The organism is Pseudomonas arvensis, from assembly GCF_056688935.1.
The window spans coordinates 1,697,002-1,719,539 of sequence record NZ_CP162038.1; the positions used below are offsets into that span (position 1 = coordinate 1,697,002).

The following is a 22,538-nucleotide window of genomic DNA, read 5'->3' on the forward strand; positions in this document are numbered from 1 at the left end:
CGTGGCTGTTCTTATAACTCCCGGTGATTTGCGATGTAAAGACGCCCGGCGACCATCGGCATGAGCTTGAAACACCTGGCGGATGGGAGTACCGTCTGCGCCTTAGAAGGGCACCTCTGCTTTACAGTTGTGCGTGGGCAATACGCCTATGCTTTGTAGGACAGAGAGGCTAGAAAGCGAATCCAGTAGCGTGATCCCGGCCATTGCCGAGTCGCCTACGCCAACCTAATTCTGGCGCCGTTTGCCCACATGCAAAAAACCAGTGCCACGCTGCTGATAATCGATGACGACGAAGTAGTGCGCGCGAGCCTCGCGGCCTATTTGGAAGACAGTGGCTTCAGCGTCCTGCAGGCCAGCAATGGCCAACAGGGTCTCCAGGTATTCGAGCGCGACCAGCCCGACCTCGTGATCTGCGATCTGCGCATGCCCCAGATGGGCGGCTTGGAGCTGATTCGCCAGGTGACCGAGATTGCCCCGCAGACGCCGGTGATTGTCGTGTCCGGCGCCGGCGTGATGAACGATGCTGTCGAGGCTTTGCGCCTGGGGGCGGCCGACTACCTGATCAAACCCCTGGAAGACCTGGCGGTGCTGGAGCACTCGGTGCGCCGCGCCTTGGATCGTGCACGTTTGCTGGTCGAGAACCAGCGTTACCGCGAAAAGCTCGAAACCGCCAACCGCGAACTCGAAGCCAGCCTCAACCTGCTCCAGGAAGACCAGAACGCCGGTCGCCAGGTGCAGATGAACATGCTGCCGGTCAGCCCCTGGACCATCGACGAGTTCAAGTTTGCGCACCAGATCATCCCCTCGCTGTACCTGTCGGGTGATTTTGTCGACTATTTCCGTGTGGATGAGCGACGTGTGGCGTTTTACCTGGCCGACGTTTCGGGCCACGGCGCGTCTTCTGCTTTTGTCACCGTGTTGTTGAAGTTCATGACCACGCGGCTGTTGTTTGAATCCAAGCGCAATGGCACCTTGCCGGAGTTCACCCCGTCCGAGGTGCTGGGCCACATCAACCGAGGCCTGATCAGCTGCAAGCTGGGCAAGCACGTGACGATGGTCGGCGGCGTTATCGATGAAGAAACCGGTCTTTTGACCTACAGTATTGGCGGTCACCTGCCGATGCCTGTTTTATACACTCCCGACAGTGTGCGTTACCTGGAAGGGCGTGGTCTGCCCGTCGGCTTGTTCAATGAAGCCACCTACGAAGACCACATCCTGGAACTGCCGCCGACCTTCAGCCTGACGCTGATGTCCGATGGCATCCTGGACCTTCTTCCAGAGCCTACACTCAAAGAGAAAGAAGCCGCCTTGCCCCAACGGGTCAAGGCAGCGGGCGGCAGCCTGGATGGCCTGCGGCAGGTTTTTGGATTGGCCACGCTAGGGGAGATGCCGGATGATATCGCCCTATTGGTGTTGAGCAGGAATCTTTGATGAGTACCGGAAGAATCCAATTCGCTGAGCAAGACGGGACCTTCGTCCTGAAATTTGTCGGTGAAGTGCGCCTGACCTTGTGTTCGGCGCTGGATGCGACGATTGAGCGGATCTTCACTGCGCTGAACTTCTCGGCGATCGTGATCGATCTGACCGAAACCCGCAGCATCGACAGCACCACCCTTGGCCTGCTGGCCAAGTTGTCCATTCTGTCTCGGCAGAAGGTCGGCCTCTTGCCGACGGTCGTCACCACCCACGAAGACATCACCCGGCTGCTGCAGTCCATGGGCTTCGACCAGGTGTTCAACATCGTTGATCGCCCGATCCCGTGCCCGGAATGCCTGACCGACCTGCCTTCCCAGGACCAGTCCGAGGAAGTCGTGCGGGTGAAGGTGCTGGAAGCGCACAAAATCCTGATGGGCCTCAACGAGTCCAATCGCGAAGCGTTCCACGACCTTGTGAATGCCCTGGAACGTCACTGATCCCAATTCAAACGCTATCAAACAGTGACAGGGGGCTTGCCCCCGATGGCGGAGTGTCAGTTACAAATAAGTTGACTGACCCCCTGCTATCGCGAGCCCCCTCCCACATTTAGTTTGCGACTGGCTTGAGACTGGCGCACAAAAAAAGGGCGGTACCCCAAAGGTACCGCCCTTTTTGCCGCTATCCGCCTTTACAGCTTGGCCGACAACAACGCCTCCAGCTTCTCCTGGTCCCGCGCGAACTGACGAATCCCCTCCGCCAGCTTCTCAGTCGCCATCGCATCCTCGTTGGATTCCCAACGGAACTGCGCTTCAGTCATATGCACCCGTGCTTCACCGGCATGGCCTGGCGACAACTTGCGTTCCAGCTTGCCTTCATCCGCCGCCAGCTTTTCCAGCAGGTCCGGGCTGATGGTCAGGCGGTCACATCCGGCCAGCTCTTCAATCTGGCTCAGATTACGGAAGCTCGCACCCATCACCACGGTCTTGTAGCCATTGGCCTTGTAGTAGTTGTAGATGCGCGTCACCGACTGCACGCCCGGATCATCGGAACCGGTGTAGTCGTTGCCATTGGCCTTCTTGTACCAATCGTAGATGCGGCCCACGAACGGCGAAATCAGGAAGACCCCAGCCTCGGCACACGCCACGGCCTGGGCAAAGGAGAACAGCAGCGTCAGGTTGGTCTGGATGCCTTCTTTTTCCAGCTTCTCCGCCGCGCGGATGCCTTCCCAGGTGGAAGCGATCTTGATCAGCACGCGGTCACGGCCAACGCCGGCTTTGTCGTACAGGTCGATCAGACGGTGCGCACGCTTGAGAATCGCGCCTTCGTCGAAGGACAAGCGCGCATCCACCTCAGTGGAAATACGGCCCGGAACCACTTTCAGAATCTCTTGACCTACCGCTACTGCGAAACGGTCACTGGCCAGACCCACATCACCGTTGCAATCTTGCACGCACTCATCGAGCAGCTTGGCATAGCCCGGAATCGACGCGGCCTTGAGCAGAAGGGAAGGGTTGGTAGTCGCATCCTGCGGCTTGAGCTTGGCGAGGGTAGAAAAATCGCCGGTATCGGCTACGACAGTGGTGAATTGCTTGAGTTGTTCCAGCTTGGAAGTCATGGGCGTGCTCTGTCCTATGGGTCTGATGACATTACCCGAGCGCCGACAGGTGCTCAAGGGCGCAAATGCGTTCGATCGTTTGCGAGGGCAACAACCTGAAAACAGCCGGTTGAATGCTCGGCCATACTGCTCAATAGGAGGGCAAAACTGACCGCAGGTTCAACCCAACTGCCATGTGGGCAACGCGGTCCCGTGATGCACACTGTTAAAAATGTGGAAGGGGGCTTGTCCCTGATAGCACTGTATCAGTCGGTCCATACCCACTGACCCGCTGCAAGCCAACCAATCAACGCCCTTCCAACAAAGCCCCAGCCTGATCCAGCAATGCCAACGGATCCGCAGCCTTATGAATATCCACCGACAACAACTGCCTGAACTTGCGCGCCCCAGTGAACCCGGTACCGAGCCCCAGCACATGCCGCGTAATATGATGCATCGTCCCGCCACCGGCCAAATGCTCAGCAATATAAGGCCGCAATTGCGCCAACGCCTCAGCCCGGCTGATCACCGGCGCCTCACTGCCAAACAACTGCTGATCCACCTCCGCCAGCAGATACGGGTTGTGATAAGCCTCCCGGCCCAGCATCACCCCATCAAACGTCTGCAAATGCTCATGGCACTGCTCCAACGTCTTGATGCCCCCGTTGAGCACAATCTCCAACTCCGGGAAGTCCTGCTTCAACTGCGCCGCCACGTCATAGCGCAACGGCGGAATGTCCCGATTCTCCTTCGGCGACAACCCTTCCAGAATCGCAATCCGCGCATGCACGGTAAAACTGGTGCAGCCCGCATCCTTCACCGTCCCGACGAAATCACACAGCTCGGCATAACTGTCCCTACCGTTGATGCCGATACGGTGCTTCACCGTTACCGGAATCGAAACCGCATCGCGCATCGCCTTCACACAATCGGCCACCAGCGCAGGGTGAGCCATCAGGATCGCGCCGATCATGTTGTTCTGAACGCGGTCGCTGGGGCAGCCGACGTTCAGGTTCACTTCGTCGTAACCGGCGGCTTCGGCCATGCGGGCGCAGGCGGCCAGATCGGCGGGGACACTACCGCCTAGCTGAAGCGCCAGCGGGTGCTCGGCTTCGTTGTGGCGCAGGAAGCGGTCGTGGTCGCCGTGGAGGATCGCGCCGGTGGTGACCATCTCGGTGTAGAGCAGGGCGTGCTTGGAGAGTAGGCGGAGGAAGAACCGGCAGTGGCGGTCCGTCCAATCCATCATCGGGGCGACGGAGAAGCGGCGGGAGAGTGGGGCGGTTTGTAGGGGCATGGGGGAATCTGAGTCAGCGAGGCGAATGGGGTGCAGTTTATCAGGAACGGATCTTGGGTGCCGGAGAGGCAAGTTTTGCGCGCATTACCACTTCGAACGAGGACGTTGCCGCGTGTGGAATACGCCAAGGATCTGCAGTCGTTCACCCCGCACTCTATACGGGATCAGATAGGACAAGTCGGGAACTGCCCATTAGCGGGTATGTTTCACCCGACCTTCGCGCCCCATGGAAGGAAACTGAGCCAGCCTGTCGACACTGGCGAAAATGGCATCCGAGAAGTCGTCGGCGGCTTTTGGATTTTCGAGAGCGATATAGTTCGCTTCGTCTTCCAGATTTTTGAGTGCTTTTTCAATTCACTCAACCCGCATTCCTGCTCCAACGCCTAGCGCGCATGGCTGCCACTTGGTCATCGGTGGCGAATTTGCCTTCGTCGGCTTCTTTTACTGCCTGCTCGACTTGGGCGGTCAGCGTTTTTTCGTGCTTGATGTAGTCGCGAAGAACGTCCATCGCCAGGTAGGTCGCAGTCTGGCCGTTGGTTTTGGCCAGGTCGGCGAGAGAGTTGGACAGGTCTTCCGGGAGGTTTAGGGATATTCCAGTCATGGCGGTCTCGATGGTGGATGGTTGTAGGGCATCTTACACCGCAGAGCGCTGGCTTGAATCAGCAGGTCGTCGCTGTGTGTATCCGGAAGTTATTTGTTTCACCTCATTGCCGGAGTATTGTGGTCTGACCCCGATATCTCCCACCCCGGGGATTGATTATTTCGATCTTGAGAAAGTCGGTGGCTTTACTCCCCCCCTCCTCTTTATTTTGGCTGCTACCCTGAAGATGTCAGGCATGTTTATTTTGCTTTCGGTACGGTACTCCACGACTCCAATGTTAACTAATGACTCCAATAACAAGTCTTCTTTGTTAGACTGGGCTTTCAGTAGCTCTACAGGGCCTGGAAGCTCAGTTGCTAGATTATTAATCCCTAAAATAGTTTCTCGCTCTGCCCATCTAGTTACAAATGACGCAGGTGCGCAAGGAACTTCAAGTCCCGCTAAATCCGTGAGCGCTCGCGATATCCAGGGGTAATCCTCTGAAAGTTGGTCCACTCGTATCGCTGATGCAGCTTGAACCCCTTCACGTATACCATGGTGATCAATAACCGCATTAATAGGGTGCTGTCTTGCAGTCGCGGCGCGTTGTAGTGTCACTAGAAAACTCCTCGGAGTTGTTTCGTGAAAAGCGTCAGCTAGATGATCAATGATCCATGTGTAAGTTCTGCCTCTACGGTGGTCTGATCCCATGTATTCTCCGGCAATAATGGTAAAAACTTGCCGTTGTTGTATTGGGTCTGGCACAGTTGAGTAAGGCCTTAAGGGGGTTTTCATTATCTCGCGATATATTTTGCCAAAAGCTGCTTCGGATTTATCATTATTTTTTAATAGCTGGAAAAAAAGTCCATAAAGGTCAATGGAGTGCCATGTTAGATCTATACATGCTGCACGAAGCTTAGACGCGTCGGGGAAGTTAAAGATTGTGCTGTCTTTAAATTGGTCGGTGCGCATGAAAACTTTTGCGCGCATGTTGGAGTATCCTTGCATTCCGAGTGTTAGTATTAATACTCCTCTTGTTAGAGGGCGTATATCTTCCCAGCTTCGGCCAAGTCGGTCTAAAGCATCGAATACCAGTAAAAATTTCTTATTGTTCTTTGTAAAAAAAGCGTCCGCCTTCCTTAATAAATCTTCGCACTTGGATGGGTAGGCGTCCACCCATTCTACTAGGTCTTCAAAGTTGCTCTTAATTCTAGATTTTGTATGCTTGGATGTGGCTTTTAATAAGACTGCCATCCAAATGACTTCTGGGTCTTTGTTTTTTCGTAATAGTGCGCTGAGTACGCGTGGAGATGGCGCAATGCCATTTACTTCTGCTGCGCTTTGATGAAAGCCCAGTTCTACCTCTGCGTTTAACAGAGAATCATAAGAATGTTTAGATGCGATGGATTTCCTTACAGTGGGGTCGGCTAGTGCCCCAGACCATACACTTTTGCCTGTTCCCCTGTTTCCTACTACCAAAGGCTTTTCAAAATCGAGCGCATCCTTATGTGAAGACGGTGTGTAGATTTCGCTCAAAGGCAATGCCCGTGCGGCGCTCGAGGACGACTCAGGTTGAAAATTTGAGATTACCGACCTTAAGGCGTTGATGTCGTAGTCTTCAAGTTTCATTGGAAATCCAGTCGTTCATATAAATTATTTAAAAACTGTCCAAATATAGGGCCGATAACAGAAGTGCTATTTTGGGTGTCATCATCTAGAGGGCTGTATTCATAGAAAGTAGATGACATAAATATTGGCCAAGCATAGTGTGGCGCTGTCGGATCATCAAGGTCAAAACCAAATGATCCCACAAGCCCTTGCGCTGCTTCGTCTCCTTCTACTTCGTCATAAAGATAAGCGGTAAAGAGTTCCGATGCTTGGTCTCTGAATTTGATAATGGCGTCTTGATTGTTTATTGCTTTTGCATGAACTATTTTTAGTTTATAGCGCCAATCAAGTACGCTGTCGGCTTCGGGTTTATGGCGTGCAAGATGTGAAAAGAAGTAGCGATAACCTTCCCATGTTTGCGGGGTGTCTACTCCGAAGAATAGTATGTCGGCTCCCAGTCCTTGTATGGTTGCTGCTGTGGTTTCATTTAATCCCGCCCTTGCATCGATAAAAATCACATCAAATGATGCGCTCGCGCATACGGAGCTAATTAACTCTCTGGTCTTATCGAGAAAGGATAACGGGATTCCTTCGCTACTCAATATTTCCAAATAGGCTCTTGATATTTTTCCAAGTACATTTTGTGGAAAAGCTTGGCTTGCCATCCCTGTCGCTGGAATGATTGTGAAAGCGCCTCCTGAAGCATCTGTATAAGCAACTTTTTGCATGTCTTCAAGAAATTTCGCAGATATAGAGGTCCTTCCGTATTCTACATAAAAGTCCAGCGCACCGTATTTTGGTAAGTCGGCTCCATTCAAAAACATCCCACCGATACCTGGTGCTTCCAAATCAAGATCAATAGCTAAAATTGATTTCCCCATGCGAGCTAGGTGCATTGCAGCAATAGAGAGTGCGGTAGACCTACCTACACCACCCTTTAAACTGGAAAAGACCACTATCTTAGGGGCGTTTTCGATGGGCGCCTGCATGCTTCGAACCCAGTCTCCTCCAACAATTCGCCTTTCTAAATATCGGATGTATATTTCAGCACCGTCATCGAGCAGAACTAATTCTAATTTGTCCTTTGACTGGTCAGCTAGGCTTGAATCGAATAGGTCGTCAGGTGTTGCTATGACGGGTTTTGTTGCATAGTTTTCGAGCGCATTGTATAGAAGTTCAGATGCTTTGGTGATGAGTTCTGGTGGCAGCTTGTCTCGTAGTATTACTGTTATAAAACCGTCGGTGTCGCGAAGCAATAGATTTCTATCGAAAAAATCTATCCCGCACAGTTCGGTAACTATTTTAACAGTCGTAGGCACAATATCGTCGTATCTTGCAATGTTTTCAAGAGTTGTCATGCTCGCTTCCTTAATCCTGAGGCGTGCAGTAATGAATAAGCCTGCTGTCGCCAAAGTTCATACTTGGCTTGATCGATAGCGCCATTTTCATGGTATCTAAGTTCTACTTTCCAGTTACTCATAAAATTTTGATTTTTTATGATTGTGTAAAGACCCGAGTGTCGCCGTTGATTTAGTTGGCGCTTGGCAATTTCAGTCAAGTCCGGGAAGTGGCCCCGCACACCCTCACCGTCTTGCCGCAAAGACATAATTCCATATTTTAAAGCGCACTCAGCAGAAAAGCCTACTAGATGTCCTGCACCATCCCAGCTCGATGCTGCGGCTAGGCACTCAGCATCTGTGAAATGTCGTACTGCAGCCACACCATAATTTTCCGGCATTCCAAATGGTCCTTTTTGAGCTCGCGCTGGTCAGATTGACGGTGTGTGCCTCGAAAAGGCATTTAGCCGCAGCTTTCATCCTGAAGCAAGGTCCGAATAAAATCACTCAGCGCGCCGAGCACGGTTCCAAGTGACTCATCATCGGATTGAAATATGGTCTGCCCCTTGCGATATATGTGGAGTGCCGGAGCACGCAATGATACTTCTTAGGATATTTCCCACGCTTTTCTCAGCTTGCCCCTCAGACCACCCATAGCTAACCTCCTCAAGCCGCTACCAACCTAGCGGTCGGATGTGGAAGTCCGTACCAAGCTAAGACGCAATCGTCACAAACACCTACCGGCGTTTTTTTACGTCTGTATCATGTGTTTCGGCGGCTGTGCGCGGGGCACTTCGGTGCGCCGGGTCCTTAGCCCTGGTCTTCCACACCTGCGTACAGCTGCCACCCTCATGTGGAAGTGAGATTGGCAGTTCCTGAACAGTTAAGGAGCTTCGCCATGCACAACAAACCTAATCCGCCTCATGCCTCAAATGCAGCAACCCCCGACGCCAAGCTGTACGCAGCGGCAGGGCGTGCGATTCATCATTACTTTCCACCGTCTGATGAAAATGCACCGATCAACCAACCCAGTGGCAATCTATTCCTCGTCAGCCCCAACATCGACAACGAAACGCTGCTGGCCAACGCCGCCGAAAACCTTGCGTCTGCTAACCAAATGGCCGCAACCCTGGCTTTCGATCTCGACGACTCCCAGCGCTCCATCGCCTTGGGCATTCAGCAACTGATCGAGTTGAGCTCTCTGCTTATCGACCGAGCTCTAGAGCAAGTCGACGCGACGTCAAGTACGACCACAGCCTGACACGCAACCTGCCGCCTTACCCCAAGGCGGCAACTTGAACTGGTCAAGTAACCCTGCGCCTCCAACCCTCGGAAACCGTCTTCAACTGCGTCGCCATGGCGTGGCGCAAAGGTGGAATGTGCCGATTCTGCCAGGGCGAAAACCACTCCTGAAACGCAATCCGCCACGCACGGTGACGCGGGTAGAACCCAAGCCCTTCACCTAGGGTAGTCGGCATAAAGCAGAGTCAGTTATCACAACCCGGCGCCAAGAGAGTCATGCAATAAACGCATGCTTACATGGATAACCTCTCCAGTATCAATGTCTATCACGCTCAATGTACCGTCCGAAAAAGAGCAACCAGTATCGGTATAAACGACATTGCCCAATGTATGCACATGGGGGACTGTCGAGTGGCCCACATATAACTTATCCAGACCTATGATCGGTGCCTGGTTTTGCTGTTCTATTCTTTCCCTGGCATAGAGTGCGGTTTTCAACGCTTGTTGTTGGGCGGATTCTCCGCGCATGCCGCTGATAGCGTCTTTGGCGTCTTGCCAACTTTGGGTAGCACATGAAAGAAAGGCTTCAGCATGGACAATGCCGATTTTTCGACCATCCGATAAGTTGACCTCAATCATGACTGGGAGCGTTTGCAGGAGGTTGTAGATCTCGTTCTGGACGCTGGGCGACAGCGCGTAAAGCCACGCTCCGCCGTTTCGCGTGTGCCTGTTGATGTCGCCGCGACCGGATAGGCAATCAATAAGCATCTGCTCGTGGTTGCCACGTACGCCGTAAAACCATGGTTCGCTGAGCCACTTCAACACGTCAATAGAGTCAGGACCTCTATCAATAAGATCGCCCACACAAAACAAGCGATCTTGTTGGGTGTTGAAGTTTACTTTTTCCAGGAGTGACGCGAGTAGCTTGAAATGCCCGTGAATATCACCCACCACAAAGTCGCGGCCCTTTGGGTTGGATTCAAATACTTTGATGGTGGACATGTTCAAGGCTTCGATGGGGTGGACATTAACGGACTATATCATTGCCAATGCCTGCGAAAACCTGGCGTCATCCCCAAATCAGGCAACCTGAACCCTACCTGTCGCCCAGCAAAGCTTCATAATTCCCTGCGCCGTTGAGGTCTACGATTCCCTGCAAGAGAGGACCCCAGCGCCTCCAGCCCACAGGGAACTGAAACCATGATTTCAAACCTCGTCAAAATCACAATGATCACCGGCACGTTGTTGGTGAGCGCTTGTTCATCTTCCCCAGCCGTGAGCAGTGACCCGTGCTTTTCAGGTGGATGCCAGGCATTTGGCGACCGCAGTCCCAACAAAGCCACCAAGATGAATGCTGGTGGCAGTGGGCTGGGGAGTAGTTATGGGGAGTATGGGTCGGGGTTGTTGCATGATGATTGATGGGGTGGTGGGGCAGTCACTGGGGTGGTGACTGACCCATTGCTATCGGGGGCAAGCCCCCTCCCACATTGGAACTGAGATTGGGGCGGGAAATGTCAGTGGCCGCCTTTCATCCGCCGCGCAATCAGGTAGAGGCCCAGGCCGACCAGCGCCGTAGCGGCACCTATATAGCCGGTACTGGTCCAGCCCAAACCCGCCGTAATCGCCATCCCGCCAAACCACGGCCCCAGCGCGTTCGCCAGGTTGAAGGCCGCGTGGTTGGATGCCGCCGCGAGGCTCGGTGCTTCATGGGCGATGTCCATCAGGCGGATTTGCAACGGGGCGGCCAGGGCGATCATGGTGCCGACCAATGCGATGCCCACTAGCACGCCCCATAGCGAACTCGCTGCAAAGTGGAAGAACACCAGCACGGCCATCGACCACACCAGAATCCAACCCACCGCGCGAAATTGCATGCGGTCAAACAGCTTGCCGCCGGCGATGTTGCCAATGATACCGCCGACGCCAAACGCGGCGAGGCCGAAGGGGATCCACTGCGGTGACACTTTGGTCACTTCGAGCATGGTCGGCGCCAGGTAGCTGAATACGCAGAACATGCCGGCAAAGCCTATCGCACCGATGGACAGGGCCATCCACACCTGGGGCTTGGTGAAGGCGCGCAGTTCCTTGCGCGGGTCGCTGCGTTGTTCGTCGTGGCGGTGGGGTACGAATTGCCAGACGAGCACGATGGTGCACAGGGCGATCACGCTGACCAGCGCAAACGCCGAGCGCCAGCCCAGGTGTTGGCCGAGGAAGGTGGCGATGGGGTTGCCCAGCAACATGGCCAGCGTCAGGCCGAGCATTACCCGGGCGACGGCGCCGGCACGTTTGTCGTTGGGCACCATGCTGGAGGCGACCACGGCGGCGATGCCGAAGTAGGCGCCGTGGGGCAGGCCGCTGATAAAGCGGAAGGCCACCAGCGAGCCGAAGGTCGGGGTGAAGGCTGTGGCGAAGTTGCCCAGTGCATACAGGCCCATCAACAACAACAGCATGTGTTTGCGCAGCAGCTTGGCGCCGAGGATGGCCAGCAGGGGAGCGCCGACCATCACACCCAGCGCGTAGGCGCTGATGGCGTGGCCGACCTGGGGTTCGCTTAAACCCAGGTTCTGGGCGATGTCGGGCATCAGGCCCATGATGGCGAATTCGCCGGTGCCGATTGCGAAAGCGCCCACAGCCATGGCCGCTTCCATTTTGGCGGCACTGCGCGCGGGCAGCACGTGCCCGGGTGTTTGGTGGATAGACATGGATCGCCTGTTTGGAAGGAGTGCATAAAGGAGAGCCGCCGATGCTACGCAAGCTGCGGCGAAGGTGTCTAGAACCGCTGATTCAGGCAGAGTTCCGTGCCTGTGACCCCACGTCGCGCCTACCATACTTGACACCGGCCCGATAAAAGCCGCGATTTAGAGCTGTCAATTGGCCAAACGGCGCATAAACGCTGTTTGCCGTGATATTCTGCGCGCCGTCCTGGTCTAGTCTTTCCTGGTGCGTACACCCGTATACGTCCCAGCGATTGGCTGTCGCCCAGGTAGCTGAAGCCAATAATGATAAGAAGTCAGCGCAGAAGGGACATAAAAGTGAGGTCGATACGTCGGCCTTGTGTGCCCACCCTGCGGCCCTCGTGTGAATGTGCAAACCCCGCGGTACGTTGCCTGGCGTAGCGTGATCGAGGGTTGCCCGTTCTCTGGGGTAGCGGGGCGGATGGCGTTTTATCATAGGTGCTACTGATGTTTAAGAAAGTAAACACTGCCCTGCTGGGGCTGGCTTTGTCGATGGGGATCACGTCCGTTCACGCGGAAGAGGCAAAGAAAGTCGATGTGCTGCTGATCGGCGGCGGCATCATGAGTGCGACCCTGGGTGTCTGGCTTAACGAGCTGGAACCGGAATGGTCGATGGAAATGGTCGAGCGCCTCGATGGCGTGGCCGAAGAAAGCTCCAACGGCTGGAACAACGCCGGTACCGGTCACTCGGCCTTGGCTGAGCTGAACTACACCCCGGAAGACAAGAACGGCAACGTTGAGATCCCGAAAGCGGTCGAGATCAACGAGGCGTTCCAGATCTCCCGTCAGTTCTGGTCCTGGCAGGTCCAGCAGGGCGTGCTGAAGAACCCGCGTTCGTTCATCAACACCACTCCGCACATGAGCTTTGTGTGGGGCGATGACAACATCAAGTTCCTCAAGAAGCGCTACGAAGCCCTGCAAGCGAGCCCGTTGTTCGCCGGCATGCAGTACTCCGAAGACCCGGCGCAGATCGCCAAGTGGGTTCCGCTGATGATGGAAGGGCGTGACCCGAACCAGAAAATCGCGGCCACCTGGAGCCCGCTGGGTACCGACATGAACTTCGGCGAGATCACCCGCCAGTTCGTTGCTCACCTGCAAACCACGCCTAAGTTCGACCTGAAGCTGTCGAGCGAAGTGCAGGACATCACCAAGAACGCCGACGGTTCGTGGCGTGTCAGCTACAAAAACCTGAAAGACGGCACCAAGACTGAAACCGACGCCAAGTTCGTGTTCATCGGCGCGGGCGGCGGTGCACTGCACCTGCTGCAAAAGTCGGGTATTCCTGAAGCCAAGGAATACGCTGGCTTCCCAGTGGGTGGTTCGTTCCTGGTGACCGATAACCCGACCGTGGCCGAGCAGCACTTGGCCAAGGCCTACGGTAAGGCTTCGGTTGGCGCGCCACCGATGTCGGTTCCGCACCTCGACACCCGCGTGCTGGATGGCAAGCGCGTGATCCTGTTTGGCCCATTCGCGACCTTCTCGACCAAGTTCCTGAAAGAAGGCTCGTACCTGGACCTGCTGACCAGCACCACCACCCACAACATCTGGCCGATGACCAAGGTTGGTATTCGTGAATACCCACTGGTCGAGTACCTCGCCGGTCAACTGATGCTGTCCGATGACGACCGCTTCAAGGCGCTGCAAGAGTACTTCCCGAACGCCAAGCAATCCGACTGGCGCCTGTGGCAAGCCGGTCAGCGCGTGCAGATCATCAAGCGTGACGAAGAGCAGGGCGGCGTCCTGAAACTCGGTACCGAAGTGGTCAGCTCCGCCGACAACACCATTGCAGGCCTGTTGGGTGCATCGCCAGGCGCGTCCACCGCGGCTCCCATCATGCTGACCGTGCTGCAGAAAGTGTTCAAGGACAAGGTCGCTACCCCGGCCTGGCAGGAAAAACTGCACCAGATCGTGCCAAGCTACGGCACCAAGCTGAATGACAGCCCTGAAGCTGTTGCGAAGGAATGGGCTTACACCGCCAATATCCTGCAACTGCCTACACCGCCGGTAATCCCGGCGAAGGCTGCTCCCAAGGCGACCGAGGCTGCCAAGCCTGCGGCTGAGCCGAGCAAGCCGGCGTCTGACCTGGCGCTGTAAATCGCCCGTGGGGGGCTGAATCAGGACCCTACCGGTAACAAAAAGCCCGCTGAACCGATAACGGTCAGCGGGTTTTTTTGTGCGTGTTAAGTACGCAAGCGCTTCATTCAAGCCAGCCTGGGAATTTGGTCTGCACGTTTAACCGCTAACGTTCAGCGGTTCTTGAAGATCAGTATTCAAATATTGAAGCCTTTTTTCAGTTGCTCATGCAGATGCAGCGCCAAATGGTTTGCGCTGCCGGTATTGCCGTAGTGATCGCAGGCCTGGTGCTGGTACGGTCGAAACGACCGACTGTCGCATGTGCCTCTTGATGCCCTTGGGTTCAGCAACCTGACAGATACTGCCTGTTAAAAAAGTACCCATGCCACGCAGGAGCGCGGCTGCAACACAGGAGGATTTTTTTACTGGTGCAGGTGTTGGGCGTCAGCGCCCGAGGGTTTTCTATGTTGCTACGTTATGCGGCATTGGCGGCGGTGGTCGTCGCGGCATCCGGGTGTGTGCAAGAGCGTGTGGTGCATGAGCGCCGGCCGCCGCAACGTGAATATGTCGAGGTGGTTGCGCCGCAACCGCCGCCGGTGCAGGTGATTGAAGTCGAGCCACCTGTGCGCGAAGGTTACATATGGTCGCGCGGTTACTGGCGCTGGGAAGGCGGGCGATACGTGGCGGTACACGGCCACTGGGAGCCGGTGCGCGAAGGCTATCGCTATGTGCATCCGCACTGGGTGCCGCGCAATGATGGGTATCACTGGCAGGTAGGGGGTTGGGTTCGCTGAGCCTCGTATCAACAAAACCTGCCCGGTGCCGCAACGCCGTGACTCAGGTCAGTCGTTTCATAGCCGCCGCCTTGGCGGCCTTGAGATCAAAGGTGGCGGTGTATTCACACCCGGCTGCATGGGCGCAGCGTTCTATCAGGCAGTCGGCAAAATCAGCGTTGTTCGCCGCGAATCGCCGAAGCGCCTGCCAGATGACTTCGGCGTGTTCGATGGTCAGCTCACGGGTGCGCAGCAACGTTTCCAGAACGGTGACCACGTCACTCTTCGTGCACGGGTAACAGCTTTGTAACACCCAGACCAACTCCACCACGGACACCAGGCTGACAAAGCCTGGCGCAAGGGTGGTGAGGGATTCGATCAGGGCGGATGCCTTGGGGGACTGCACCGGATCATCCTGGGTGACGTAGCGCACCAGTACGTTGGTATCCAGCCCGATCATCCGCCATTCGCTCCCCGTGCAGCGATGGCGCGGTTCATATCGTCGATGGACACCGCTTCTGCAGGCTTGCGGATCAGCCCCTTGAGGTCCTGCACCGTCTTGCTCGCTGCAATGATCGAAAATCTGCCGTCTTCCATTTCGACAAACTCGACGCGGTCTCCTGTTTCGAGGCCGAGTGCGGTCCTGACTTGTACGGGGATGGTGATTTGCCCTTTCGAGGTGAGTGTGGCGGTGGCCATAGTGAGTATCTCCAACATGATGCTCCTTACCTTAGGGTAAGGAATGATGGAGGACAATATCCGTTGGTCCATAGGGTGGCTCGCAGGTGTGAGTGAGTCGCAATAGTCAAACCCTAGTCCGGATTCCCCGTACTCACACCCTTGGCCATGGGCCAAAGCGATACAAACTATGACCTACCGCCAGCCCTGTTGCCTTATTGCACCACGCGATAACAAGGCACATACGCCGCGCCGCCCGGTAACTTCATGCGGTGCTGGGCAACAAACGCCTGCAGCAGCTCATCCAGCGGCTTCATGATGGCCGGGTCGCCATGGATCTCGTACGGGCCATGCTCTTCGATCAGGCGGATGCCCTTGTCCTTCACGTTGCCGGCCACGATCCCCGAGAAGGCCCGGCGCAGGTTGGCCGCCAGTTCGTGGGGCGGCAGCGTGTGGCTCAGTTGCAGGCTGGCCATGTTCTCGTGCGTCGGGTCGAAGGGGCGCTGGAAGCCTTCGTCGATTTTCAGCAGCCAGTTGAAATGGAACGCATCGTTGCGCTCGCGGCGGAACTGTTTCACCGCCTTGAGGCCGGCGGTCATCTGGCGGGCCACTTCGGCCGGGTCGTCGATGATGATCTGGTAGTGCGCCTGCGCCGCTTCGCCGAGGGTGGCGCCGACGAAGGCGTGCAGCTGTTGCAGGTACGGCGCGGCCTGTTTCGGCCCGGTGAGAATGACCGGGAAGGGCACGTCGCGGTTGTCCGGGTGCATCAGGATGCCGAGCAGGTAGAGGAACTCTTCAGCCGTGCCGGCACCGCCCGGGAAGATGATGATGCCGTGACCGACACGCACAAAGGCTTCCAGGCGTTTTTCGATGTCCGGCAGAATCACCAGTTCGTTGACGATCGGGTTCGGCGCTTCGGCGGCGATGATGCCCGGCTCGGTCAGGCCCAGGTAGCGCCCGCCGGTGATGCGTTGCTTGGCGTGGGAAATGGTCGCGCCCTTCATCGGGCCTTTCATCACGCCGGGGCCGCAACCGGTGCACACGTCGAGGCTGCGCAGCCCCAGTTCGTGGCCGACTTTCTTGGTGTATTTGTATTCTTCGGTATTGATCGAGTGCCCGCCCCAGCACACCACGATCTTCGGCTCCACGCCCGGACGCAGCGTGCGGGCGTTGCGCAGCAGGTGGAACACGTAGTCGGTGATGCCCTGGGAGTTGCTCAGGTCGATGCGCTGGCTGTCGAGTTCGTTCTCGGTGTAGACGATGTCGCGCAGGGCGCTGAACAACATCTCACGGGTACTGGCGATCATTTCACCATCGACAAACGCGTCGGCTGGCGCGTTCAGCAGTTCCAGGCGCACGCCACGATCCTGCTGATGGATGCGCACTTCAAAGTCTTTGTAGGCGTCGAGGATGGTCTTGGCGTTGTCGATGTGCGCGCCGGTGTTGAGGATCGCCAGGGCGCACTGGCGGAACAGGGTATAGATGCTGCCGGTACCGGCTTCGCTCAGTTGCTGGACTTCACGTTGGGACAGGGTTTCGAGGCTGCCCTTGGGACTGACGGAGGCATTGATGACTTGGCGTTGGAGCATTCTGATTCCTTGAAAGCACAGCCACCGCAGCCGTGGAGGCGCGATGGCTTGAGAATGGTGGGCGCCGTAAACGGTCGCACGAGCCGGATATTTACCTCAGGCGCAGGGCCCAGCGCAAATACCGTCCACCCCCATCATGCCGCAGAACTTACTGAATCAGCTTCCAGTTTTTGTAGAAAACCCGACGCAGGGTAAAGACCATCCCCGAAAACCCAGCGATCACGGCGTTGAGCACGGACGGCAACGGCGTCGGCCGTACGATATCGATAAACAGACAGTAACGTTTGGCGTCATTTTTGTTGAAGGACGCGTGCATCAGCGTGTCATCGAAGATAAACAGCGGGTCGTCATGCCAGTAATGCTTGTGCTTGCCCACCTGGATGTAGACACCCTCGTGGTGGGGCGCCGGTGCCATGTTGTAGAGCACGCGGAACATCATGCGCAGCGGGCCGAAGTGAAAGGAGGTCGAGCGGTTTTCGTTGAAGACCGACACACCGATGGTCTTCACGAACGGCAGTTTCTCCCGCAGTTTCGGGATGTCCAGGGTGGTCTCGATCGGCCGGCCGTACCATTGGAAAAACAACATGCCGCGCTTCTTCTCGGCCATGCGTTCGTTCAGGTACCCGATGATTTCATCCTTGTGCGCCATGGCGTCGTCGATCACCTGTTGCAGGTCCTGTCGCCAGGCGAGTGGCAGGTCATGCATCGTGTAAACGTGGCGGTTACGCGAACTCAGCAGGTCGAACAGCGTGTTGAACGGCGCCAACAGCCAGGTGTTGCGGCCACTGCCAATAAAGTATTTCTTGATGGTGCTCTTGTCATACAGGCCGTTACGCAGGAAGTCGTAAATACCGCACACCAGTACCAGGCAGAGGAACACCAGCGTGGTTTCGGGGAATACATCGATAATCAGCAGCACGCCGAGTACCCAGGCGACCGATACCGCTTTTTTACGCAAAGCAGGCTTGTTCATGCAACTCAGCTCCAGGAGGACGCCATTCGACAGTCGGATCCGTGGCCGCGAGTGGTGGGGTTTTTGAAACATATTGAAACAACTGCGTCATGATAAGACGTTCTGCGCCGCAAGGGCGTATTAAATAGTGCGAAATTGTGAAGGCTTTGCACCGTTTTCAAGCCTTGCCAGCCCTGTGTGGATTGGATTTTGTAAACGGAAGATTTACGTCTATCGTGACGCTTCGGTTTTTCGGGCGTCATAGACCGGTACGATTGAAGTTGAATGGCCACCATTGGCCTTCGGCACCTTGGAAGAGGCAGAAATTTTTATGATCATCAAACCGCGGGTTCGTGGCTTTATCTGTGTGACCGCTCACCCTGTTGGCTGTGAAGCGAACGTCAAAGAGCAGATCAACTACGTAACTGAAAACGGCGTCATCGAAGGCGGCCCCAAGAAGGTGCTGGTCCTCGGCGCTTCCACCGGCTACGGCCTGGCCGCGCGCATCAGTGCTGCGTTTGGCTGCGGCGCCGATACCCTGGGCGTGTTTTTTGAGAAAGAAGGCGAAGAAGGCAAGCTCAGCTCCGCCGGCTGGTACAACAGTGCTGCGTTCGAGAAGTTTGCCGTCGAAAACGGCCTGTACGCCAAGAGTATCAACGGCGACGCGTTCTCCGACGACATCAAGCGCCTGACCATCGAAACCATCAAGAAAGACCTGGGCAAGATCGACCTGGTGGTCTACAGCCTGGCCGCGCCACGCCGTACCGATCCTAAAACCGGTGAAGTCTATAACTCCACCCTCAAGCCGATCGGCAAAGCCGTGACCCTGCGCGGTATCAATACCGACAAAGGCGTTGTGGTCGACACCACCCTTGAGCCTGCGACCCAGGAAGAAATCGACGGCACCGTGAATGTCATGGGTGGCGCTGACTGGCAGTTGTGGATCGACGCCCTGCGTGACGCCGACGTCCTGGCCGAAGGCGCCAAGACCACTGCGTTCACCTACCTCGGCGAGAAGCTGACCCAGGACATCTACTGGAACGGCTCCATCGGCGAAGCCAAGAAAGACCTCGACAAGAAAGTCCTGACCCTGCGCGACAACCTGGCCGCACTGAAAGGCGACGCCCGTGTGTCGGTACTCAAGGCGGTGGTTACCCAGGCAAGCTCGGCGATCCCGATCATGCCGTTGTATCTGTCGTTGCTGTTCCGCGTAATGAAAGAACAGGGCACTCACGAAGGCTGCATCGAGCAAGTCTACGGCCTGTTCAAAGACAGCCTGTACGGCAGCGAGCCGAAACTCGACGCCGACGGTCGTTTGCGTGCCGACCTGGCCGAGTTGGAGCCAAAGGTCCAGGACGCCGTTGCGGCACTGTGGGATCAGGTTACCGACGAAAACGTCAACGAGATCAGCGATTTTGCCGGCTACAAGGCAGAGTTCCTGCGCTTGTTCGGCTTTGAAGTCGATGGCGTGGATTACGAGGCTGATGTGAACCCGACCGTCAAGATCAACGGTCTGGTCCAGGCCTAAATGATGTGACTGACAACGGCCCAGGTAACGGGATTGCCAGGCCGTTGTTTTCCCGACGCTGATTCAGGCGAGACGGCTTTTCGCCCGAAGAAAGTCAGACCGCCTGATCCCGACCACTTCCTTTTCCCAGAGTGGATTCAATGGCACGTGATAGCCGCTGTCTTTGGCGGTATTTATCAGTTCTGCCATTTCCCTACTGTTGGCGATGATACCGATGACATCGAACCTGCCTAATTTTGCGGGCAGGAAAAAAGTAGCCGGGTAGTTAGCGGCCACGTCCGTCGCCGGGCTGCCTGAATCCGCATTGTGGTGCACCACCCGCTCACCCCCGCCAACCAGTTTCTGATTGATGAGTTCTATCATCTGCTCGATTCGCGGTGTGGCATTGCCGAGATGAAGGTCTTCTTTCTGGTAGAAGCGCGCAGCGTTTTCAAAGTCAGCTCTCAGCTCTTTTGGAACCTGCTTGTAGCGATTGATCCGATCCCTGAAGACACTGTGGGCGACATCGGGCACAGGCAGCTTATCCTGAGGGCCAAAGTCACTCAGGTGGGGAGCGACCATGTGCAGGTCGTAATCTGCCGTCAATGGCTTGCCGCCTGGCTGTTTAGCGAGCACTTCGAGTGGCTCGCCCTGATGGGAGATGAGGTAGTTGTCGCTGGACGGCGACGTACGATGACCTTCGAATTCATACCACTGCTCACTCGGACCGCGGGCGCTCAGGTGCAGTGTGTCGTTGGGTCCTTGAGGCGTCAGTTGAGTTATCTGGCCGAGCTTCACCAATTCATCAAGACGTCGGCCGGAGAGTGTCAGAGGCGTTGCGATCGCATGGCCATCGCGGATACAGGCCTGAATTTGCTTATTGGCGGTGGCCACTTTATCCGGTGTTTCTTCAGCGACTTGTTCAAGTTTGCTGAACGCCTGGTTCGTACAGATAAGGCCTGCCTGTGGCCCCCAGTTGGCGCTTTTGCCTTTGATATGAAAGTCCTTGGCAGGGTGGCCGGCCTCTATCAACCCTGTGGCCGCGGACTCGACGGGGCGTATTACGATGATGGAGTTGGTCGCAACCGCTATTTTTTGCAAGGGCGCAAGATGGCTCGGCAGTATCCCCGTCTGCTCCTTTACCGTTGCAAGTAGCGCGCTCATGGGATCATTCGTGCTTTGAAGGGGGGCTTCAGATGAGGCGCGGTGAAAGCGTTGCAGTGCGTCCAGGCTGAACGCGGAAGGCGAGGCGATTGAAGAAATCATACCGGTCATTACAGTATCTCCAAGTCATGTTTACAGCTAAGTTGGATGATTCCCTCCCGTCCCATATCCCTTGATGTTTCTCGCTGGACACTAGACTGGGCCCGCTATCCAAAGTAGAAAAAGTCTGTGACTCCCCGTGTAATGCATAACCCCTCCAGGCACCGCGAGGCACTGACTACAAGCCGTGTCGGTTATTTTCTGCTGAGCGGACGGTATGAATTCTCAGAGCTTTCCTACGCGTTCTTACTTGCTGCTGTAGGCCAGGTACATGCCAGACTGGCCTGACCAACGCGTTGCATACACGGGAGGAAGCCATGACGATTCGTGCAGTAGTTTTTGATTTCGGCGGTGTTTTGTTCGATTGGAACCCGCAACACCTGTACCGCAAGCTGATTGCCGACGAACACGAGCGGCAATGGTTCCTCGATACCATCTGCACCCAGGCCTGGAACACCGAGCAGGATGCCGGTCGGCCGTTGGCCGAAGCCACGCAAGTGCTGACCGATCAATTCCCGCACCATAAAGCCTTGATCACGGCGTACTACGCCCGTTGGCCCGAAATGCTGCGCGGCCCGTTGCCTGAAGGTGTGGCGATTCTCAAGGCGCTGTACGCGGCGAACATGCCGTTGTTCGGGCTCACCAACTGGTCGGCCGAAACCTTTCCCTATGCCCGTGCCCACTATCCATTCCTAAACTGTTTTCGCGACATAGTGGTGTCTGGCGAATTGAAGCTGATCAAGCCCAATCCGGCCATCTACGACGCCAGCCTCAGCCAGGTTCGTGCCCATTTGCCAGATATCCAGCCAAGGGAAGTCGTGTTTATCGACGATGTTGCCGACAATGTCGACGCTGCCGTCGCGCTCGGCTGGCAAGGTATTCACCATGTGTCGGCTGAACACACGGCGGCTCGGCTGCGTGAGTTGGGCGTGGGGTTCTAGCGCGCCCACTTCTCCAGGGCGAAATCGACAAAGGCGCGCAGCTTTGGCAGGCGATAACGGTCCTGGCCGTACAACAAGTGCATGGGGCGGCTGGGCAGTTGGTAGGTGGTCAGCAATGCCACCAGCTTGCCGGTCTGCAGGTCGGGTTGTACCAGGGCGTCGGGCAGCATGACGATGCCCATGCCTTGCACCGCCGCCTGGCGCAGGGCCTGGGAGCTGTTGATGGTCAGCGAGCCGGACACCGGGATTTCCACTTCGCCCTCTGCGCCGGTCATGCGCCAGAGCTTGTCTGCATTGCGCCAGTCGTCGGTGGACGGGTAGGCGAAGGCCAGGCAGTCGTGATGTTGCAGGTCCTCGGGCGTCTGTGGCGTGCCGCGTCGTGCCAGGTAGTGCGGTGAGGCGCAGAGGGTGATGGTGTAGTCCTGCATCGGCCGCGCGATCAGGCTCGACGCCTCCAGTTCCCCCAGGCGGATCGCGACGTCAAAGCCGCTGTCGACCATGTCCATGCGCTGATTGCTGAGCACCACGTACAGTTTGATCAAGGGGTAGCGTAGGGCGAATTCGCTCAAGGCGGGCGCCAGGCGTTCGGTGCCGAAGGCAGGGGGGGCGGTGATGCGCAGGGTGCCTTTGGGAACGTCACTGTGGGCTTGTTCAGCCCATTGCTCGGAATCGGCCACCAGCCCCAGCACTTCCAGACAACGCTGGTAATACTGGCCACCGAACTCCGTCAGGCTCTGTTTGCGCGTGGTGCGCTTGAGCAGGCTGACGCCCAGGCGTTGCTCCAAGGCGCGCAGGTGGTTGCCGACCATGGTGGTCGACATCCCGCACGCGTGGGCGGCGGCGGTCATGCTGCCGGTCTCCACCACTTTCACGTAAACCGACATCGCTTGGAACAGGTCCATTATCAATCCCTGATTTAAAGTCATTGCAGGAAAGTGCAGTTTATCCAGCTGAGG

General features: G+C 56.3%; 22 protein-coding genes and 1 pseudogene. 8 read left to right on the forward strand and 15 right to left on the reverse strand.

Annotated elements, in window-relative coordinates:
* Positions 1-249 precede the first annotated feature (249 nt).
* Entirely contained in the window at positions 250-1,431 is a 1,182-nt protein-coding gene (gene rssB, locus AB3G88_RS07780) for a two-component system response regulator RssB (protein WP_099587411.1), read from the forward strand.
* Positions 1,431-1,913 carry an anti-sigma factor antagonist RssC gene (gene rssC, locus AB3G88_RS07785; RefSeq protein WP_003172602.1) on the forward strand — a complete coding sequence of 161 codons (483 nt, stop codon included), beginning with the start codon at positions 1,431-1,433 and terminating at the stop codon, positions 1,911-1,913. The genes rssB and rssC overlap by 1 nt, the downstream gene beginning before the upstream one ends.
* A 191-nt stretch (positions 1,914-2,104) precedes the next feature.
* Here rssC and tal read toward each other — a convergent pair whose 3' ends face one another.
* The 7 genes and pseudogenes from tal to AB3G88_RS07820 form a co-directional block, all read right to left on the reverse strand.
* Positions 2,105-3,031 carry a transaldolase gene (tal, locus tag AB3G88_RS07790; RefSeq protein WP_099587410.1) on the reverse strand — a complete coding sequence of 309 codons (927 nt, stop codon included), beginning with the start codon at positions 3,029-3,031 and terminating at the stop codon, positions 2,105-2,107.
* 286 nt (positions 3,032-3,317) lie between these two features.
* The gene (dusA, locus tag AB3G88_RS07795; RefSeq protein WP_480453597.1) at positions 3,318-4,304 is read right to left on the reverse strand and encodes a tRNA dihydrouridine(20/20a) synthase DusA; all 987 of its coding nucleotides are present in this window, start codon (positions 4,302-4,304) and stop codon (positions 3,318-3,320) included.
* Between the two features lie 84 nt (positions 4,305-4,388).
* Positions 4,389-4,658 (reverse strand): annotated as a pseudogene (locus tag AB3G88_RS07800) (type II toxin-antitoxin system RelE/ParE family toxin).
* Between the two features lie 4 nt (positions 4,659-4,662).
* Positions 4,663-4,905 (reverse strand): CopG family ribbon-helix-helix protein, encoded by a 243-nt coding sequence (locus AB3G88_RS07805; RefSeq protein ID WP_480453599.1) that lies wholly within the window; start codon positions 4,903-4,905, stop codon positions 4,663-4,665.
* A gap of 156 nt (positions 4,906-5,061) precedes the next feature.
* Positions 5,062-6,513: a hypothetical protein gene (locus AB3G88_RS07810; RefSeq protein ID WP_480453601.1), complete on the reverse strand. Its 1,452-nt coding sequence runs from the start codon at positions 6,511-6,513 to the stop codon at positions 5,062-5,064.
* Entirely contained in the window at positions 6,510-7,850 is a 1,341-nt protein-coding gene (locus tag AB3G88_RS07815; protein WP_480453603.1) for a KGGVGR-motif variant AAA ATPase, read from the reverse strand. The genes AB3G88_RS07810 and AB3G88_RS07815 overlap by 4 nt, the downstream gene beginning before the upstream one ends.
* Complete coding sequence (locus tag AB3G88_RS07820; RefSeq protein ID WP_480453605.1) at positions 7,847-8,230, reverse strand: hypothetical protein; 384 nt, start codon at positions 8,228-8,230, stop codon at positions 7,847-7,849. Before AB3G88_RS07820 ends, AB3G88_RS07815 begins: the two co-directional genes overlap by 4 nt.
* A 497-nt stretch (positions 8,231-8,727) precedes the next feature.
* Here AB3G88_RS07820 and AB3G88_RS07825 point away from each other — a divergent pair, with 497 nt between their 5' ends.
* Positions 8,728-9,090 (forward strand): DUF6124 family protein, encoded by a 363-nt coding sequence (locus AB3G88_RS07825; RefSeq protein ID WP_480453607.1) that lies wholly within the window; start codon positions 8,728-8,730, stop codon positions 9,088-9,090.
* Between the two features lie 233 nt (positions 9,091-9,323).
* Here AB3G88_RS07825 and AB3G88_RS07830 read toward each other — a convergent pair whose 3' ends face one another.
* Entirely contained in the window at positions 9,324-10,073 is a 750-nt protein-coding gene (locus AB3G88_RS07830) for a metallophosphoesterase (protein ID WP_480453609.1), read from the reverse strand.
* Between the two features lie 198 nt (positions 10,074-10,271).
* On the opposite strand from AB3G88_RS07830, the gene AB3G88_RS07835 reads away from it, so the two are divergent.
* Entirely contained in the window at positions 10,272-10,490 is a 219-nt protein-coding gene (locus AB3G88_RS07835; protein ID WP_480453611.1) for a hypothetical protein, read from the forward strand.
* A gap of 95 nt (positions 10,491-10,585) precedes the next feature.
* Here AB3G88_RS07835 and AB3G88_RS07840 read toward each other — a convergent pair whose 3' ends face one another.
* On the reverse strand, positions 10,586-11,773 hold the full coding sequence (locus tag AB3G88_RS07840) for an MFS transporter (protein WP_191960233.1): 1,188 nt from the start codon (positions 11,771-11,773) through the stop codon (positions 10,586-10,588).
* A 480-nt stretch (positions 11,774-12,253) separates the two neighbouring features.
* Here AB3G88_RS07840 and mqo point away from each other — a divergent pair, with 480 nt between their 5' ends.
* Positions 12,254-13,900 (forward strand): malate dehydrogenase (quinone), encoded by a 1,647-nt coding sequence (gene mqo, locus AB3G88_RS07845; RefSeq protein ID WP_099587363.1) that lies wholly within the window; start codon positions 12,254-12,256, stop codon positions 13,898-13,900.
* Positions 13,901-14,343: 443 nt separating this feature from the next.
* Positions 14,344-14,673, forward strand: coding sequence for a YXWGXW repeat-containing protein (locus AB3G88_RS07850; protein ID WP_099587362.1), 330 nt, complete (start codon positions 14,344-14,346; stop codon positions 14,671-14,673).
* 43 nt (positions 14,674-14,716) lie between these two features.
* Here AB3G88_RS07850 and AB3G88_RS07855 read toward each other — a convergent pair whose 3' ends face one another.
* The 4 genes from AB3G88_RS07855 to AB3G88_RS07870 form a co-directional block, all read right to left on the reverse strand.
* Positions 14,717-15,112 carry a type II toxin-antitoxin system VapC family toxin gene (locus AB3G88_RS07855; protein WP_191960232.1) on the reverse strand — a complete coding sequence of 132 codons (396 nt, stop codon included), beginning with the start codon at positions 15,110-15,112 and terminating at the stop codon, positions 14,717-14,719.
* Positions 15,109-15,423, reverse strand: coding sequence for an AbrB/MazE/SpoVT family DNA-binding domain-containing protein (locus AB3G88_RS07860; RefSeq protein WP_177411514.1), 315 nt, complete (start codon positions 15,421-15,423; stop codon positions 15,109-15,111). Before AB3G88_RS07860 ends, AB3G88_RS07855 begins: the two co-directional genes overlap by 4 nt.
* A gap of 122 nt (positions 15,424-15,545) precedes the next feature.
* On the reverse strand, positions 15,546-16,919 hold the full coding sequence (gene ppnN, locus AB3G88_RS07865) for a nucleotide 5'-monophosphate nucleosidase PpnN (protein WP_099587360.1): 1,374 nt from the start codon (positions 16,917-16,919) through the stop codon (positions 15,546-15,548).
* Positions 16,920-17,067: 148 nt separating this feature from the next.
* Complete coding sequence (locus tag AB3G88_RS07870) at positions 17,068-17,892, reverse strand: aspartyl/asparaginyl beta-hydroxylase domain-containing protein (protein WP_480453615.1); 825 nt, start codon at positions 17,890-17,892, stop codon at positions 17,068-17,070.
* Between the two features lie 310 nt (positions 17,893-18,202).
* Here AB3G88_RS07870 and fabV point away from each other — a divergent pair, with 310 nt between their 5' ends.
* A complete protein-coding gene (gene fabV / locus AB3G88_RS07875; protein WP_480453617.1) occupies positions 18,203-19,399 on the forward strand; it encodes an enoyl-ACP reductase FabV in 1,197 nt (398 codons plus the stop codon).
* A 63-nt stretch (positions 19,400-19,462) separates the two neighbouring features.
* Here fabV and AB3G88_RS07880 read toward each other — a convergent pair whose 3' ends face one another.
* On the reverse strand, positions 19,463-20,653 hold the full coding sequence (locus AB3G88_RS07880) for an anthrax toxin-like adenylyl cyclase domain-containing protein (protein WP_480453619.1): 1,191 nt from the start codon (positions 20,651-20,653) through the stop codon (positions 19,463-19,465).
* Between the two features lie 305 nt (positions 20,654-20,958).
* Between AB3G88_RS07880 and AB3G88_RS07885 the strand changes: the two genes are divergently transcribed.
* Positions 20,959-21,582, forward strand: a complete 624-nt coding sequence (locus AB3G88_RS07885; RefSeq protein ID WP_480453620.1) for an HAD family hydrolase — start codon at positions 20,959-20,961, stop codon at positions 21,580-21,582.
* On the opposite strand, the gene AB3G88_RS07890 is transcribed toward AB3G88_RS07885, so the two are convergent.
* Positions 21,579-22,484 (reverse strand): LysR family transcriptional regulator, encoded by a 906-nt coding sequence (locus AB3G88_RS07890; RefSeq protein WP_480453621.1) that lies wholly within the window; start codon positions 22,482-22,484, stop codon positions 21,579-21,581. The two genes, AB3G88_RS07885 and AB3G88_RS07890, sit on opposite strands and share 4 nt — an antisense overlap.
* Positions 22,485-22,538 lie beyond the last annotated feature (54 nt).

Bases quoted from the DNA above. Each gene is read 5' to 3' on its own strand.
- rssB (WP_099587411.1), top strand. From the start codon at position 250: ATGCAAAAAACCAGTGCCACGCTGCTGATAATCGATGACGACGAAGTA.
- rssC (WP_003172602.1), top strand. From the start codon at position 1,431: ATGAGTACCGGAAGAATCCAATTCGCTGAGCAAGACGGGACCTTCGTC.
- tal (WP_099587410.1), bottom strand. From the start codon at position 3,031: ATGACTTCCAAGCTGGAACAACTCAAGCAATTCACCACTGTCGTAGCC.
- dusA (WP_480453597.1), bottom strand. From the start codon at position 4,304: ATGCCCCTACAAACCGCCCCACTCTCCCGCCGCTTCTCCGTCGCCCCG.
- AB3G88_RS07805 (WP_480453599.1), bottom strand. From the start codon at position 4,905: ATGACTGGAATATCCCTAAACCTCCCGGAAGACCTGTCCAACTCTCTC.
- AB3G88_RS07810 (WP_480453601.1), bottom strand. From the start codon at position 6,513: ATGAAACTTGAAGACTACGACATCAACGCCTTAAGGTCGGTAATCTCA.
- AB3G88_RS07815 (WP_480453603.1), bottom strand. From the start codon at position 7,850: ATGACAACTCTTGAAAACATTGCAAGATACGACGATATTGTGCCTACG.
- AB3G88_RS07820 (WP_480453605.1), bottom strand. From the start codon at position 8,230: ATGCCGGAAAATTATGGTGTGGCTGCAGTACGACATTTCACAGATGCT.
- AB3G88_RS07825 (WP_480453607.1), top strand. From the start codon at position 8,728: ATGCACAACAAACCTAATCCGCCTCATGCCTCAAATGCAGCAACCCCC.
- AB3G88_RS07830 (WP_480453609.1), bottom strand. From the start codon at position 10,073: ATGTCCACCATCAAAGTATTTGAATCCAACCCAAAGGGCCGCGACTTT.
- AB3G88_RS07835 (WP_480453611.1), top strand. From the start codon at position 10,272: ATGATTTCAAACCTCGTCAAAATCACAATGATCACCGGCACGTTGTTG.
- AB3G88_RS07840 (WP_191960233.1), bottom strand. From the start codon at position 11,773: ATGTCTATCCACCAAACACCCGGGCACGTGCTGCCCGCGCGCAGTGCC.
- mqo (WP_099587363.1), top strand. From the start codon at position 12,254: ATGTTTAAGAAAGTAAACACTGCCCTGCTGGGGCTGGCTTTGTCGATG.
- AB3G88_RS07850 (WP_099587362.1), top strand. From the start codon at position 14,344: ATGTTGCTACGTTATGCGGCATTGGCGGCGGTGGTCGTCGCGGCATCC.
- AB3G88_RS07855 (WP_191960232.1), bottom strand. From the start codon at position 15,112: ATGATCGGGCTGGATACCAACGTACTGGTGCGCTACGTCACCCAGGAT.
- AB3G88_RS07860 (WP_177411514.1), bottom strand. From the start codon at position 15,423: ATGGACCAACGGATATTGTCCTCCATCATTCCTTACCCTAAGGTAAGG.
- ppnN (WP_099587360.1), bottom strand. From the start codon at position 16,919: ATGCTCCAACGCCAAGTCATCAATGCCTCCGTCAGTCCCAAGGGCAGC.
- AB3G88_RS07870 (WP_480453615.1), bottom strand. From the start codon at position 17,892: ATGAACAAGCCTGCTTTGCGTAAAAAAGCGGTATCGGTCGCCTGGGTA.
- fabV (WP_480453617.1), top strand. From the start codon at position 18,203: ATGATCATCAAACCGCGGGTTCGTGGCTTTATCTGTGTGACCGCTCAC.
- AB3G88_RS07880 (WP_480453619.1), bottom strand. From the start codon at position 20,653: ATGACCGGTATGATTTCTTCAATCGCCTCGCCTTCCGCGTTCAGCCTG.
- AB3G88_RS07885 (WP_480453620.1), top strand. From the start codon at position 20,959: ATGACGATTCGTGCAGTAGTTTTTGATTTCGGCGGTGTTTTGTTCGAT.
- AB3G88_RS07890 (WP_480453621.1), bottom strand. From the start codon at position 22,484: ATGGACCTGTTCCAAGCGATGTCGGTTTACGTGAAAGTGGTGGAGACC.